Genomic DNA, 15,805 nt, shown 5'->3' on the forward strand with positions numbered 1-15,805 from the left:
GCGCAAGCGGGCCCGATCGCTAGTAAGAAGGACGGGGCGGCCGCGACGGCGCGGCCGGAGGAACCAGGAGGATCATGCTCGCGGGGCTGGGGCGTCTCATTCACAGACGACGCTGGATCAGCCTTGCGCTCATCCTGGTGACGACCGTGCTGGCCGGTGCCTGGGGCCTCGGCGTCTTCGCGCGGTTCAGCACCGAGGGCGGCTTCGACGACCCCAAGTCGTCCTCGTCCCTGGTGGCCCGGCTGGGCGCGACCTATTTCGGCAGCACCAACCCCGACGTCCTGGTCCTGTACCGCAGCGACACCATGACCGTGGACGACCCGCGTTACGAGCAGGCGGTCATCGGCACGGTCGCGCGGCTGCCCAAGGACAAGGTCGCCGAGCTCGCCTCCTACTGGTCGTTCGACGAGAAGGACGCCGCGCCGCTCGCCTCCCGTGACAAGCACGCGACGTTCGTCTCGGTGAAGCTGGCGGGCAAGGACGACGCGGCCAAGGCCGAGAACTACAAGGCGATCAAGGACCGGCTGAACGCGCCGGGCCTGCAGACCAGGCTCGGCGGCAACGTCCCGCTCGGGCAGGAGTTCGCCACCCAGGTCGTCGCCGACATCGTGAACGCCGAGACGATCTCGATGCCGATCCTGCTGATCCTGCTGGTCCTGGTGTTCGGGGCGCTGACGGCGTCGGTGCTGCCGCTGATCGTGGCGCTGTTCTCGATCGTCGGCGGCCTGGCCGTGCTTCACATGGTCACCTATCTCACCGACGTGACCTCGATGGCGCTCGAGGTCGTCACGATGATGGGCGTCGGTCTCGCGATCGACTATTCGCTCTTCATCGTCAGCAGATTCAGAGAAGAGCTGGCCAAGGGCATGGACGCCCGGGGCATCTCCCCGGGCAAACCATGGAAACAGGCGGGCACCAGACGGGATCGCAAGGCCGAGAAGCGGGCGTACCTCCGTGCGCTGAAGCCGGTCCGGCAGAGCGCGCTCGCCCACACGATGGCCACCGCCGGGCGGACGATCATGGTCTCCGGCATCACCGTCTCGGCGGCCCTGAGCGGCCTGCTGGTGTTCCCGCAGATGTTCCTGCGCACGATCGGGCTGGCCGGCATCTGCACCGTCCTCGTCGCGGTCTTCGGCGCGATCGTGCTGCTGCCGACGATGCTCGCGCTGCTCGGCACCAAGGTCGAGTTCGGCCGGATGCCGTGGCGCCGCCCGAACTCGCGCCGCGTCCGCAAGGCCCGGCGCGACCCCGACAGCGGCTTCTGGCACGCGCTCGGGCACAGCGTCATGAAGCACCCGTTCCCCTACTTCGTCGTCGTCATCGGCATCCTCGGGGTGCTGTTCGTGCCGTTCCTGAACGTGCAGTTCGGCAGCGTCGACGCGCGCATCCTGCCGAAGGACAGCCCCACCCGGGCGGTGGTCGAGACCGTCAAGCGCGACTTCCCGAACGGGTCGGCCGAGCCCATCGACGTGGTCATCTCCGGCGACCTCATCCCGCGCAACTGGCGGCCGGTGCGCAAGGGCGACAACATCCCGCCCTACCTGGAGCAGTTCCGCAAGAAGCTCGCCGCGATGCCCGGCGTGACCGACGCCAAGTACACCGGCTACTCAGGCGACTACGGCGGCGTCCGCATCTCGGTCACCCACAAGTGGGAACCGATGGACGAGCACGCCCAGGATCTCGTCAAGGAGATCCGCGGGATGAGCCTCACCAAGAACGGCTACCCGATGCACATCGACGTCGGGGGCAGTACCGCCGCGCAGATGGACCTCATGTCCAGCCTGATGCGCAGCCTGCCCAAGATGGCGGTGATCGTCGGGCTGGCCACGTTCTTCCTGCTCTTCATGTTCTTCGGCTCGATCGTGCTGCCGCTGAAGGCGATCGTGATGAACGTGCTGTCCATCGGCGCCTCGTTCGGCGTGATCGTCTGGGGGTTCCAGTACGGGCATCTGGCCGGGATCCTGAACTTCACGCCCACCGGTGGCGTCGAGGCCACCAGCATGATCCTCATCCTCGCCGTGGTGTTCGGCCTGTCGATGGACTACGAGGTCTTCCTGCTCAGCCGCATCCGCGAGGAGTGGGACAAGCACCGCGACAACCGTGCCGCCGTGGCCCGGGGCATGCAGCACACCGGCAGCATCATCACCAGCGCCGCGCTGCTGTTCCTGGTGGTCATCGCCGCGTTCGGCATGGCCGGGATCACCTCGGTGAAGCTCATCGGCGTCGGCATGTTCGTGGCCGTCGTGGTGGACGCGGCCCTGGTGCGGTCGCTGCTCGTTCCGGCGACGATGCGGTTCATGGGCAACGCCAACTGGTGGCTGCCCGGACCGCTGGCCGGCCTGCACTCCCGCATGGACCTGCGCGAACGCGAGGACATGCCCAGCCGGCACATCATCGCGCCGAGCCGTCTGCCCGAGGAGCAGCCCTACCCGTACGCGATGCAGTGGGAAGAGGCCGGGCCGGACGAGGAGGAAGTGCCCTCGGCGTTCCGTACGACCGCGAACGGCCGGCACGCCGCACCGGCGGCCCCAGCACCGGCGGCGCCCGCGCCCTTCGCTTCCGCTCCCACGTCGGCGTTCCCGGAGAACATCCAGTTCCAGCCGGGCGCAGCCGCTCCCGGCCCGCACCAGCGACCGTCGCAGCCGTACCCGCAGCAGGCGCAGCCGTACCCGCAGCCGCAGCCGAACGGGAACGGTGCACAGCCGGGCTTCGACCGTCGGCCGAACGACGGCCGGTTCCTTCCGACGGGTGGACACCACCCACCCGCACCGGGCGCGCCAAACGTGCCGCCCGCAACGATCTCGCAACGTTTCCCTGACCGGCCCGAGGCGCCTTCGCGGGCGCCGCGAGCCATGACCCGACCGCCTACCTCGGCGGATCACCCCATGCAGCCCTCGGCCACATCCCCTCGAGCCCCTTGGGCACCGTGGTCGAACGGGCAGCCCCAACCCAGCCCCACGCACACCACCCGTACCAAACGTGAGATAGTTCCGAATCCCGACGGTTCTGGGTGGCGCTGGAGCACTGTGGAGGACAACGATGTCGATTGAGTCACGTCGCCGCGGCGCGCGACGGGCGGGAGCCGTGCTCGGCGCGGCCGCCCTCGGGGTGACCGTGCTCCCCTTGGGCGTGGCCGCCCCGGCGGAGGCCGCCGGGTTCAAGAAAGCCGACGGCGGTGCCTATATCAAGTCGTATCGCTGGTTGAACAAGGGCAAGACCGCGTTCGACTTCGTCGTGCAGTCCAAGGCCCTCGGGTCCGCCCAGCACGTGCGCATCCTGCTTCCCAAGGGCTGGAAGAAGAACTCGCGGCAGAGCTGGCCGACCGTTTACGCCTACCACGGCGGCAACGACAACTGGACCTCCTGGACGCGCAAGAGCAGCACCGACATCGAGGCCGTGTCCCGCAAGTGGGGCGTCATGGTGGTCATGCCCGAGGGCGCCAACGGCTCGTACACCAACTGGTACAACTACGGGAAGGGCGGCCGCCCGCGCTGGGAGGACTTCCACCTGCGCGAGGTCGTCCAGCTGGTGCAGCGCAACTTCCACGCCGGCGGTTCCCGCGCGGCGATCGGCGTGTCCTCGGGCGCGCAGGGAGCGTGCACGTACGCCGGACGCCGTCCTGGCTTCTTCAAGTTCGCGGCCTGCTACAGCGGCATCCTGAACATGACGGCGCCCGGCATCCCGGCGCTGCTGATGTACACCAACACCGGTAACGGCAACGACCCCTACGCCATCTGGGGACGGCCGATCCTCGACGATGCCGTCTGGAGAGAGCACAACCCGATCGACCTGCTGCCCCGGATGCGCGGCACGAAGCTGTACGTGTCGTCGGGCACCACCGGCCAGCGCGGCCCGCTCGACTCGCCGAACACCGCCCCCTGGGACATCGGCTACCTGAGCGAGAAGGCGATCGGCCCGACGGTCAAGGACTACGTGGCCCGGGCCCGCCAGCTGCACGTGCCGATCACCGCGCACATCTACGGCAACGGCCGGCACTCCTGGCCGTACTGGAAGCGCGAGATGCACACCTCCTGGCCGCTGATCATGAAGGCGATCGGCGCCCGGCGCGCCTGACGGCCGGCGTTCGCGCCCGATATCAACAACCTCGCATGATGCCCCGGCCGATCGGCCGGGGCATCAGCCGTTTCGGAGGTCCTCCAGAAGGGCGCAGGCCTTGGCCACCCCGTCCTCGGCGGAGATCCGGCGCCCCACCTCGGCCGCGCGCTCGGCGATGTCCTGCGACCCGACGGCCTGCCGTACGGCCCGTGCCAGGCGCGGCACCGTCATCGACGCGAAGGGCACCGGCTTGGGCCCGGCCCCCAGGGCCGTCACACGTTCGCCCCAGTAGGGCTGATCGCCGAAGAACGGCGTGATGACCGAGGGAACTCCGGCCCGCAGCCCTGCCGCCGTGGTTCCTGCGCCGCCATGGTGAACGACCGCCGCCATGCGGGGGAACAGCCACGAGTGAGGAACGTCCCTCACCGCGAAGACACGCTCGTCAGAGGTCTCCGGGTCGCCCTGCACGATCCCGCGTACCCCTGCCAGCCTCAGGGCGGTCCGCACCACGCGGTCCGTCATCGCGGGGTCCTTGGGGCGCATGCTCCCGAAGCCCACGTACACAGGCGCCGTTCCAGCAGCCAGGAAGTTCTCAAGTTCCTTGGGCGGCTGCCAAGCAGGCTCGTCCAGGAACCAGTAGCCGGTCAGGTGCACATGTGAGGGCCAGTCCGAGGGACGTGGCACCACGGCGGGGCTGAAGCAGGCCAGCACCGGCCGCCGCTCGTTCCGCACCCTGCGCATCGGCCCGCGCAGCGAAAAGGCCTCCAGCCCAAGCTCGTTCCGGCGCCAGGGGTTGATGAACGGCCGGGACAACTGCCACGCGACCTGGTCGATGGCCATGAACGATGCCCGGTTGGCCCACGGCCCCAGGGCACGCGCCTGCGGAACGAACGGATGCGGGAACGCTCCCGTGGGCTCGCTCGGCTGGAAGTGAATCAGCGCCCAGGGAATCCCCAGATGCTCCCCGATGTGCTGCGGCAGGAACCCGAGCGTCGGCCCGAGTAGCAGGTCGGCGCCCTTACAGGCGTCCAGGCACTCGGCCAAGAGCCGTTCGGCCATGGGCCCGATGATCCGCCGGAACCCGCCGAGGAACTTGACCGGATTCCTTCCGCCCGCCAGCAGTTCCTGCCCGGCCTCAGAATCCAGGATCTCGGTCGGGTCCGCCGTGAGCGGCGCCAACTCCAGCCCGGCCGCACTCACCAGCCCCTCGTACCGGCTGCTGGCCACGAGCCGCACCCGGTCGCCGCGCAGGGCCAGTGCCTGCCCCAACGCGATGCAGGGCTGGATGTCGCCGCGCGACCCCGCGGCGAAGATCACGATTCTGCGGCTCACCAGGCATCGCCTCTCTGGGGTGCGGGCCCCTCCCACGCCTCGGGCTCGGGCTCGGGCGCGTTGAGCGGGGACTCGTCCGGCACGTACGGCTGGTACCACCCGTCCGGCGGTGGCGGCGGCCACTGCTCCCGCTTGCGCTTGCGCCCACCCGCCGGCCGCGCCGGATACCGCGGCTCCACCACATGCGGCTGCGGAGGCTGAGCGTGCGGCTCGTTCGACGACACCGGCTCAGGCACGAACGGCGGCTGAGCCGGCGGCGGCTCGGCCATGGATACCGGCTCCGGCCTAAGGCCCGGCTCAGGTGTGGGGTGCTGCTCGGCGGCGGGGAGCGGCTCGGCGCGGGGGAGTGGCTCGGGCTGCCAAGGCGGCTCGGACGCCGCCACGGGCTCGGGCACCAACGGCGGTCCGGGCTGAGCGTGCGGCTCTGGCGACGGCGGCTCGGCCGGAAGCTGCGGCTCGGCCTGGTAGACCGGCTCGGGCCGGGACGGGAGGTCGGCCTGGGGGACCGCTCCAGCCGGGTGTTGCGGCTGGTTCATCGACACCGGTTCCGGCTGGAACGCAGGCTCGAGCGTGGGGTTCGGCCCAGGCGTGGGCCCCGTCTCGGGCATCGGGTCCGGCTCGGCCATGGGGCGCGGCTCGGCCGTGGGGTGTGGGCCGGGGGTGGGGAGGGGGTGGGGCTGGGCGTTGGCGGCTACCGGGGCTCCGGCGTAGGCGGGCTCGGGGAGCGGCTCGGGGGCCGGGACGACCGGGGGTTGCTTGCCGTGCTTGGGGCCGAGCCAGCCGCGGCGGCTGGGGAGGGTGACGCCGCTGATGAGGCCGCCGACCAGGACCAGGCCCGCGCCCAGGAGGAGGCCGCTGGAGGTACCGGAGCGGAAGGTCTCCAGGCTCTCGGCGCTGGCGCCCTTCTCGGGGATGTGGTGGATCAGGATGCCGACGATGGCGATGCCGAACGCGCCGGAGACCTCGCGGATGACGTTGAGGACGCCGCTGGCGACGCCGGCCTGGGCCTCGGGGACGGCCTTCAGGACGTACATCGCCAGGGGCATGCAGAGGGCGGAGCCGATGCCGACGATCATGACGCCGGGCATCAGGTCGAGATAGGTGTCGCCGCGGTGGAGCGTGGAGAACATGACCATGCCGGCGGCCATGGCCGCCATGCCGCCGCCGATGATGGGGCGCGGGCCCAGTTTGGCGGCGAGCCAGAAACCGAGCGGGGTCATCACCAGGATGGCGATCGACGGCGGCAGCATGACCAGGCCCGCTTTGGGCGGAGAGAAGTCGAGATACATCTGCAGGAACGTGGCCGAATAGAAGATCAGGCCGTTGAAGCCGATTCCCCAGAGCATCTGCGAGAGGATTCCGCCCACGAACACTCTGTTACGGAAGAACTGCAGATTCATCATCGGATCGGGAGCCCAGCTCTCGACCACGATGAAGCAGACCAGTGCGATCCCCGAGAGGGCGAAGACGCTCAGCACCGAGGGGTCGGTCCAGCCCTGTTTGCGGCCCGCCTCCAGCCCGTACGCGAGCGCGAACAGCATGGTGGCCGAGATCAGCACGCCGGGCAGGTCGACCCGGGAGTTCTTGTTCTCGCCCTTGGCGGTCAGCACCACCAGGCCGAGCAGGATCACCAGGATGCCGGGGACGATGTTGATGAGGAAGATCCAGCCCCAGTACCAGTGCTGGACGATGAAGCCGCCGACGACCGGGCCGAGCGCGGTGGCGCCGGAGGCGGCGCCGACCCAGACGATGGTGCCGAGGGAGCGCTGCTTGTCGGTGCGGCCGACGGTGACCATGACCAGCGTCGCAGGCAGGGCGAGCGCGGCGCCGCCGCCCTGGACGACGCGGGCCAGGATCAGCACGGCGTCGTCGGGGGCCAGCCCGCAGACCGCGGAGGCGCCGGTGAAGACGGTCATGCCCGCGGTGAAGGTGACCCGGCAGCCGTAGACGTCCGTGAGCCGCCCGCCCGCGATCATGAGGCAGGAGAACATCAGGATGTAGCCGGTCGCGACCCAGTCCTTGGCGGAGTTCGACAGGTCGAGCTCGTTGATCATTGTGGGCAGGGCGTTCGTGACCACCGTGTTGTCCATGGTGATCATGAATGCGCTGACGGCCACGACCGCCAGCGCCCACCTGTATCGGCCGCGGGTCAACTGACTGCGCGGCGAGGGCCCCGAAACCCGGGGAGAACCGCCGCTTCCCCCTATTAACGAGAGTAGATATTGTTACGATTCGTTGGCATCCAGTTACAACCCCTGACTCGCAGCCAAGGGATCCTCAACTATCCCATCAGGCCACATTGGTTACTAGTGGGTCTTGTCATCACCGTGACAAGTGAGCTGCGGGAAAATGTGGGCTGCGTGCGCATCGTGATGCGGTCACGGTAGGACAAAGTGGTCCCTCCTGCTTCGAACGATCCTGGTTCATTGGGGGAACCCCGCGTATGCAGACGAATGATCGTTCCGGAGCCGCGCTCGACGAGACGCGGATCAGCGAGGATTCGATTCGTCGGTACCTGATCGACCAGATCGCGCGTCGCTCCAGGATCACGCCGGCGGAGGTCGACCCCGACCGTCCGCTCGAAGAGTTCGGACTGGCGTCCCGCGACGCCGTCGCGATCGCGGGCGAGCTCGAGCAGCTGCTCGGCCGCGCCCTTCCCGCCACGCTCGTCTGGGAACACCCGACCATCAACAAGCTGTCGGTCGCCCTCGTCGGCGGCGGCACCAAGACGGTCGTGCCCCCGGCGCCGGTGCCGGTCGCCGAGACGCCGATGCGGCCGGACGAGCCGATCGCGGTCGTCGGGATCGGCTGCCGCTTCCCGGGCGGCGAACGCGACCTGACCGGCCCCGAGGACTACTGGCGCTTCCTCACCGGGCGCGGTGACGCGATCCGCGAGGTGCCGGACGGCCGCTGGGACCCGTTCGACGACGGTTCTCCCGAGGTCGCCGACCGGCTGGCCAAGACCACGCGCCTCGGCGGCTTCCTGGACGACGTCGCCGAGTTCGACGCCCAGTTCTTCGGCATCACCCCGCGCGAGGCCGCGGTCATGGACCCGCAGCAGCGCCTGGTGCTGGAGGTCGCCTGGGAGGCGTTCGAGCACGCCGGCATCGGCCCCGCCTCGCTGCGCGGCAGCCGCACGGGCGTGTTCGTCGGCGTCTCGGCCCCGGAGTACGCGGCGTTCACCGCCTCCGACTTCGCCTCGCTGGAGGCGTTCACCGCGACCGGCGCGGCGCTCAGCATCATCGCCAACCGGCTGTCCTACCTGCTCGACCTGCGCGGCCCGAGCATGATCGTGGACACCGCCTGCTCGTCGTCGCTGGTCTCCACGCACCTGGCGGTCCAGGCGCTGCGCGACGGCCAGGCCGACGTGGCGCTCGCGGGCGGCGTCAACCTGCTGCTCTCGCCGACGGTCACGATGACCTTCGACATGGCGGGCGGCACGGCCGCCGACGGGCACTGCAAGCCGTTCGACGCCTCGGCCGACGGCATGGTCCGCGCCGAGGGCTGCGGCGCCGTCGTCCTCAAGCGGCTCTCGGACGCCGAACGCGACGGCGACCGGATTCTCGCCCTGGTCAAGGGCTCGGGCGTGAACTCCGACGGCCGTTCCAACGGCCTGGTCGCGCCCAACTCCGAGGCCCAGAAGGAGCTGCTGCGCGCGGTCTACGCCTCCGCCGGCATCGACCCGCGCGAGGTCGACTACATCGAGGCGCACGGCACCGGCACGTTCCTGGGCGACCCGATCGAGGCCAAGGCGCTCGGCGAGACCCTCGGGTCGGGCGCGGGCCGGGAGAGCGGCGAGCCGCTGCTGCTCGGCTCGGCCAAGTCCAACCTCGGCCACATGGAGTCGGCGGCGGGCGTCGCCGGGCTCATCAAGACCGTGCTGGCCCTGCACCACGGCACGATCCCGCCGTCCAACCACTACAAGGAGCCGAACCCGCACATCCCGTTCGACGACCTGCGTCTCGCGGTCGTCGCGGAGGAGACGCCGTGGCCCGACCGTGGCCACCCCGCCCGCGCGGGCGTCTCGGGGTTCGGGTTCGGCGGTACGAACGCGCACGTGATCCTGGAGGCGCCGCCGTCCCAGGAGACCAAGACCTCGCCGACGGCCGTGCGGACGTTCCCGCTGTCGGACACCGCCGACGACCGGGTCCGCGACAACGCCGCCGCCCTCGCCGGGTGGGTGCAGGCCCGCGATGACGTGTCGCTCGCCGACCTCGCGCAGACCCTGCACCGGCGCGGCGGCCGTGGCCGTTCGCGTGCGGCCGTGGCGGCACGTGACCGCGCCGGGCTGGTGGACGCTCTGAACGCGCTCGCCGAAGGCCGTCCCCACCAGGGCGTCGTCACCGGCACCGCGCTGGGCATGCCCGGCAAGCCGGTCTGGGTCTTCTCCGGCTACGGCGCGCAGCGCGCGGGCATGGCGCAGCGGCTCCTTGAGGAGGAGCCCGCGTTCGCCGAGGCCATCGACGACATCGACGCGCTGTTCGCCGAGGAGGGCGGCCCCGAGCTGTGGGCGCTCCTTGAGGACGGCGAGAAGCCGACCGAGCTGACCGCCACGATGCCGGTCCTGTTCGCGATCCAGGTCGCGCTCGCCCGCACGTGGAAGGCGTACGGCATCACCCCCGGCGCCGTGATCGGCCACTCGATGGGCGAGGTCGCCGCGGCGGTCGTCGCGGGCGCGATCACCCTCGAGGACGGCGTCAAGATCATGTGCCGCCGGTCCCGGCTGCTCACTCGGATCGTCGGCGGCGGCGCGATGGCCGTGCTGGGCGCGTCCGCGGCCGAAGTCGAGGCGCTGGCGCACGACCTGCCCGAGGTCTACGCGGCCGTGCACTCCTCGCCGAAGCAGACCGTGGTCACCGGCGACGCCGACCAGATCGCCACACTGATGGAGCGGGCCGAGGCCGAGGGCCGGCTGGCCCGCAAGGTCCAGGCCGAGGGCGCCGGGCACTCGCCGCAGGTCGATCCGCTGCTGGACGACCTGCGCGAGCTCCTCGCCGAGGTCGGGCACGAACGCGGCACCCCGCTCGCGGGCGGCATCCGGCTCTACACGACCGCGCTGGACGACCCGCGAGCCCTCACCGACGAGTCGCTCCTGGACGCCGGCTACTGGGTCAAGAACCTGCGCAACCCGGTGCGGCTCGCCGACACCGTCGAGGCCGCCGCCGAGGACGGGTTCCGCGCGTTCGTCGAGATCAACGCGCACCCGATCCTGTCCCACGCCGTCGGCGAGACGCTGGACGGCAGCGGCGCGCTGGTCACCCACACCCTGAAGCGCGCGCGCAAGGGCGAGGAGACCGACGACACCCTGACCTTCCACGCCCAGCTGGCCGCGCTCGCCGCGAACGGCCTGCCCGCCGTCGCCCCGGGCGACGGCGGCGTGATCGACGCGCCGCTGCCCGCCTGGCGGCACGAACGGCACTGGGTCGACACCTCCAGGCGCAACGCCGGCGGCCGGGACGAGCACCCGCTGCTGGGCGCGCACGTCGAGCTGCCCGGCGAGGACCGGCACGCCTGGCGCGCCGACGTCGGCACCGAGGCGCAGCGCTGGTTCGAGGGCGCCAAGGTCCACGGCCTGCCGGTCCTGCCGGTCGCCGCGTTCGCCGAGATGGCGCTCGCCGCCGGGGCCGAGGTGCTCGGCGGCGACGCCGTGCGCGTCAACAGCCTGTGGATGGAGCGGCCGCTCGCGCTCGCCGACCACACCACGGTCACCACCACGTTCACCGAGTCCGACCAGCGGGTCGAGATCCACGCGCGGACGCCCGCCGGGACCTGGACCCGGCTGGCCAGCGCCGACGTCGGCGACGATCACCGTGGCCCGGCCGTGCCGCTGGCCGGTGCCGCGACCGACGTGGCCGCCGCCGAACGCGGCAGCCGCCACTACCGGCTCCACCCCGAGGTCCTCGACCGGGCCCTGGCCGTCCTCTACGCCGACGCGGGCGAGGGGACCTGGCAGGCCGAGACGGTCGGCAGCCTGCGCGTCTACGGGCCGACGCACCGCGGCGGGCACGTCCGCACCGAGGTCGTCCGGGACGACGAGGGCACCGTGGGATCGGTCCAGATCCTCGGCCCCGACGGCGAGATCCTGCTGGACGCCACCGGCATCGTGCTGCGCCGGGTCGAGCGTTCCGAGGTGCCGGTGCCGCTCGCGGACAAGCTCGTCGAGCTGGTCTGGGACGAGACCGAGGCGCCCGAGCCGACGCTCACCGAGAGCGGCGACTGGCTGCTGCTCGCCGATGACGACGACGCGCTCGCCGGTGCCGTCTCCGCCGACCTGGAGGGACGCGGCCACCACGTCGCCCGCCGCCGCCACACCGACCCGGCCCTCGACGAGGTGCCCACCGGCGTGGTGTTCGTCCCGTCCGCCGACCTTGTGGACGAGAGCCTGGTCCTGGCCGTCGTCGGGATCGCGAACGCGCTGCCCGACGGCACCCGGCTGTGGATCGCCACCCGCAAGGCGCTGCCCGTGCTGGACGGCGAGGCGGGCGAGGCGAGCCAGGGCTTCGTGCGGGCGCTGACCCGCGTGCTGTCGTTCGAACGGACCGTCCTGCACGCGACCCTCGTGGACGTCGACCGGCCCGCCGACCTGGTCACCGAGCTGCTCGCGAACGGCGACGCACGCGAGGTCGCCTACCGTGGCGGCGTCCGCCACGTCGCCCGCCTCGACCAGGCCGCGCTGGACATGCCCGCCAAGCCCGGCCGCATCGTGCGGCGCGGCGGCGCGTACGTGATCACCGGCGGCTACGGCGGCATCGGGCTGGTCACCGCCCGCCTGCTCGCCGAGCGCGGCGCCGGGCGGATCGTGCTGTCGGGCCGCAGCGGCCCGGACGCCGACGCCGAGAAGGTCATCGCCAGGCTCCGCGAGAACGGCGTGCACGTCGGCGTCGTCCTCGGCGACATCGCCGAGCCGGGCGTCGCCGAACGCCTCGTCGAGGTCGCCCGCGAGGGCGGCCGGCGGCTGTGCGGCGTCGTGCACGGCGCGGGCGCGATCGACGACAGGCTGATCGTCGACCTCGGCGCGGAGGATCTGCACAGGGTGTGGACGGCCAAGGTCGAGGGCGCCCGGCAGCTCAGCCAGGCCACCTGGGACATCGACCTCGACTGGTTCGTCATGCACTCCTCGGCCGCGGCCCTGGTGGGCTCGCCCGGCCAGGCCGCCTACGCCGCCGCCAACGCAGCGATCGACGCGCTGATCTCCCACCGCCGCGCGAACGGGCGGGTCGGCACCACGATCAACTGGGGCACCTGGTCGCAGGTCGGCGGCGCCGCCGACCTGAAGGTCGCGGTCATCGAGGCGATCAGCCCGGCCGAGGGCGCCGAGGCGCTGGAGGCGCTGCTGTCGGAGGGCCGCACCGCCGCCGGTGTGCTGCGGTTCGACCCGGCCGCCGCCGTGAGCCTCTTCCCCGAGATCAAGAACATGCCGTACTTCGCCTCGCTGACCGCCGCCGCGGGCGACGCGGCGGAGGCCGACGGCGGCGACTGGCCCGGCATCGACGCGATCCGCGAGCTCGACCCGGCCGAGGCCAGGCAGCGCATCGCCGCGCAGGTGCGGTGGCGGATCGCGACCGTGCTGGGCTTCGATCCCGAACGGCTCGACCCCGCCGTCCCGCTGACCGATCTCGGCCTCGACTCGCTCGTGGCCGTGCGGATCAAGAGCGGGGTGGAACACGACCTGGGCCTGACCGTTCCGGCAGCCGTGCTGCTCAAGGGCGCCAGCGTGAACGCCTTCGAGGAGTGGGCGGCCGAGGAGCTTGGCCTGTCCGGGGCGCCCGCGCCGTCCACGGGTGTGAGCGCGGTCTCCAACGCCGAGTCCGGCTACGTGATGCCGCGCGACGCCGCCGAACGGCTCGCCGTGCGGATCATCGAGGACGTCCTCGGGCTCGACCGGGTCGGCGTCACCGCCGACTTCTTCACCGACCTCGGCGGGCACGACCATCAGGCCGACCAGGTCGTCGCGCAGGTCGCGGCCGAGCTGGGCGGTGAGGTCACGCGCAGCGAGCTGTTCGCGACGCCGACCGCCGAGCACGTCGCCGAGTTCCTGCGGGCCGCCGACGAGGAGGCCGCCCGGCAGACCGTGCGGCCGCTGAAGGCCACCGGCACCCGGCGGCCGATCTTCATCGCGCACCCGGCGGGCGGCACCACCGCCTGCTACCGGCAGCTGATCGACCTGCTCGGCGCCGACCAGCCGGTGTACGGCCTCGAACGGTTCGACGACGCGCCCTCGGTGGAGGAACGCGCCGCCCGCTACGTCGAGGAGCTGCTGGTCGCCCAGCCCGAAGGGGCCTTCCGGCTCGGCGGCTGGTCGTTCGGCGCCGTCCTGGCCTACGAGACCGCCCGCCGGCTCACCGCCGCAGGGCGCGAGGTCGAGTTCGTCGCGCTCTTCGACGGCGGCCTGCCGCTGCCGGTCGAGGACGAGTCCGACACCCTCGCCCGCCGCTTCTCCGCGTTCACCGACTACATCAACCAGACCTACGGCCTGGAGATCAGACTCACTTACGAGGAGCTGTCGGGGCTGGAGGAGGAGGCCCAGTTCGCGCTGGTGATGGAACGGGCGGCGCCGCTCGCCGACCTCATCCCGCCGGCCGCGCTGCACCACCAGCTGACCTCGCACCAGGACACCCGGTCCCTTGAGGCATATCAGCCCAAAACCTACGACGGCCGCGTGATCCTTTACTACGCTCCCGAAGAGACGCCGTGGGCCGTGAAGGACGCCCGCTACGTCCTGGACGGCACGAACGGCTTCGGGCCGCTGTGCCCCGCCCTGGAGAAGGTCACCATCCCCGGGGTGCACCACCTGAACCTGCTGGACCCGCCCGGTGTGGAGCTGCTGGCCGCGCACCTGGAGGACCAGCTCGCCGCACGTTCGCACGACGCACGTTCCGCAGCCGCACATCCCGCGGACGCACGTTCCGCGGACGAGGTACCGGAGGCCGCTGGCGCGACCGAGGCCGGCCTCTCCGTTTCCGCCCCCCAGGCCCCCTGACCTCAGGGGCCCGTTCCACACCCCGCTCGACGGAGGAGATCAATGTCCGACGACCTGCTCGAAGCCGTCCGGTCCGGCGCTACCGAGAAGGAGCTGCTGGACTGCGAACTGCCCACTAGCTATCGCGCCTCATACATCCTCAAGGACGAGGTGGGCATCTTCGAGGGCGAGACCGACAAGGACGTGCGCCGGTCGATGCACTACGGCGAGGTCGAGATGCCCGAGCTCGCCCCCGACGAGGTCGTCGTCGCGGTCATGTCCGCCGCGATCAACTTCAACACGGTGTGGTCGGCGATCTTCGAGCCCGTCCCGACGTTCGCGTTCCTGGAGAAGTTCGGCCGGCAGGGCTGGTACGGCGCGCGCCACAACCTGCCCTGGCACCAGCTCGGCTCGGACGGGTCCGGCGTGGTCGTGCGGGTCGGCTCCGGCGTCAAGAGCTGGAAGGTCGGCGACAAGGTCGTGCTGTCCCCGTCGTACGTCGACGAGGAGGACCACGGCTCCTACGACGACGGCATGATGAGCGAGACCCAGCTGGCCTGGGGCTTCGAGACCAACTTCGGCGCGCTCGGCGAGTACTGCATCGCCAAGGCCAACCAGCTCATCCGCAAGCCCGGGCACCTCACCTGGGAGGAGGCGGGCTCCAACACGCTGTGCGCGGCCACCGCGTACCGCATGCTGGTCGGCCCGCACGGCGCGCAGATGAAGCAGGGCGACGTCGTGCTGATCTGGGGCGCCACCGGCGGCCTCGGCTCGTACGCCACGCAGCTGGTCAAGAACGGCGGCGGCATCCCGGTCGCGGTGGTCTCCTCCGAGGAGAAGGCCGAGATCGTCCGGGCGCAGGGCTGCGACGCCGTCATCAACCGCAACGAGCTGAACCTCGGTGAGGGCGGCCTGCGGCACCCCAAGGCGGGCCGGGTCCTCGGCGAGGCGATCCGCGCGCTGGTCGGCGAGGACCCCGGGATCGTGTTCGAGTACCTGGGCCGGGAGACGTTCGGCGCCTCGGTCTACGTCGCCAAGCGCGGCGGCAAGATCATCACGTGCGGGTCGTCGACCGGCTTCAAGCACGAGTACGACAACCGCTTCCTGTGGATGCGGCTGAAGAGCATCATCGGCTCGCACGGCTTCAACTACCACGAGGCCGTCCAGATGAACCGGCTCATCTCGCTCGGCATGATCCACCCGACGCTGTCCACGGTGTTCCCGCTGGAGCAGGCCGGGGACGCCACCCGCGCGGTGCAGACCAACCAGCACATCGGCAAGGTCGCCGTGCTGTGCGGCGCCACCGGCGAGGGCCAGGGCATCGACGACCCGGCGCTGCGCGAGCGCATCGGCGAGGAGAAGTTCCACCTCTACCGCCGCTGAGGCTCCTGGCTTCCTGGCTTCACCCGAGTTCTTACCGTCGAGCCGTGGCGGGTCCCGGCCCTGTCACCGTGACCC

At 71.3% G+C, this 15,805-nt stretch carries 6 protein-coding genes; 4 read left to right on the top strand and 2 right to left on the bottom strand.

What is annotated here, in order from left to right:
* The first annotated feature begins 74 nt into the window (after nt 1-74).
* Together J4573_RS37770 and J4573_RS37775 are read left to right on the top strand one after the other, a co-directional pair.
* Nucleotides 75-3,050 carry an MMPL family transporter gene (locus J4573_RS37770; protein ID WP_208260921.1) on the top strand — a complete coding sequence of 992 codons (2,976 nt, stop codon included), beginning with the start codon at nt 75-77 and terminating at the stop codon, nt 3,048-3,050.
* Nucleotides 3,040-4,074, top strand: a complete 1,035-nt coding sequence (locus J4573_RS37775; protein ID WP_208260922.1) for an alpha/beta hydrolase — start codon at nt 3,040-3,042, stop codon at nt 4,072-4,074. The genes J4573_RS37770 and J4573_RS37775 overlap by 11 nt, the downstream gene beginning before the upstream one ends.
* A 63-nt stretch (nt 4,075-4,137) precedes the next feature.
* On the opposite strand, the gene J4573_RS37780 is transcribed toward J4573_RS37775, so the two are convergent.
* Nucleotides 4,138-5,388, bottom strand: a complete 1,251-nt coding sequence (locus J4573_RS37780) for a glycosyltransferase (protein WP_208260923.1) — start codon at nt 5,386-5,388, stop codon at nt 4,138-4,140.
* A complete protein-coding gene (locus tag J4573_RS37785; protein ID WP_307797217.1) occupies nt 5,385-7,505 on the bottom strand; it encodes a DHA2 family efflux MFS transporter permease subunit in 2,121 nt (706 codons plus the stop codon). Before J4573_RS37785 ends, J4573_RS37780 begins: the two co-directional genes overlap by 4 nt.
* Nucleotides 7,506-7,831: 326 nt before the next feature.
* Here J4573_RS37785 and J4573_RS37790 point away from each other — a divergent pair, with 326 nt between their 5' ends.
* Together J4573_RS37790 and ccrA are read left to right on the top strand one after the other, a co-directional pair.
* Nucleotides 7,832-14,368: a type I polyketide synthase gene (locus tag J4573_RS37790; protein ID WP_208260925.1), complete on the top strand. Its 6,537-nt coding sequence runs from the start codon at nt 7,832-7,834 to the stop codon at nt 14,366-14,368.
* Nucleotides 14,369-14,410: 42 nt separating this feature from the next.
* Nucleotides 14,411-15,730 carry a crotonyl-CoA carboxylase/reductase gene (gene ccrA, locus J4573_RS37795; protein ID WP_208260926.1) on the top strand — a complete coding sequence of 440 codons (1,320 nt, stop codon included), beginning with the start codon at nt 14,411-14,413 and terminating at the stop codon, nt 15,728-15,730.
* Nucleotides 15,731-15,805: the final 75 nt, after the last annotated feature.

Source organism: Actinomadura barringtoniae, from assembly GCF_017573505.1.
Taxonomy (GTDB): Bacteria; Actinomycetota; Actinomycetes; order Streptosporangiales; family Streptosporangiaceae; genus Spirillospora; species Spirillospora barringtoniae.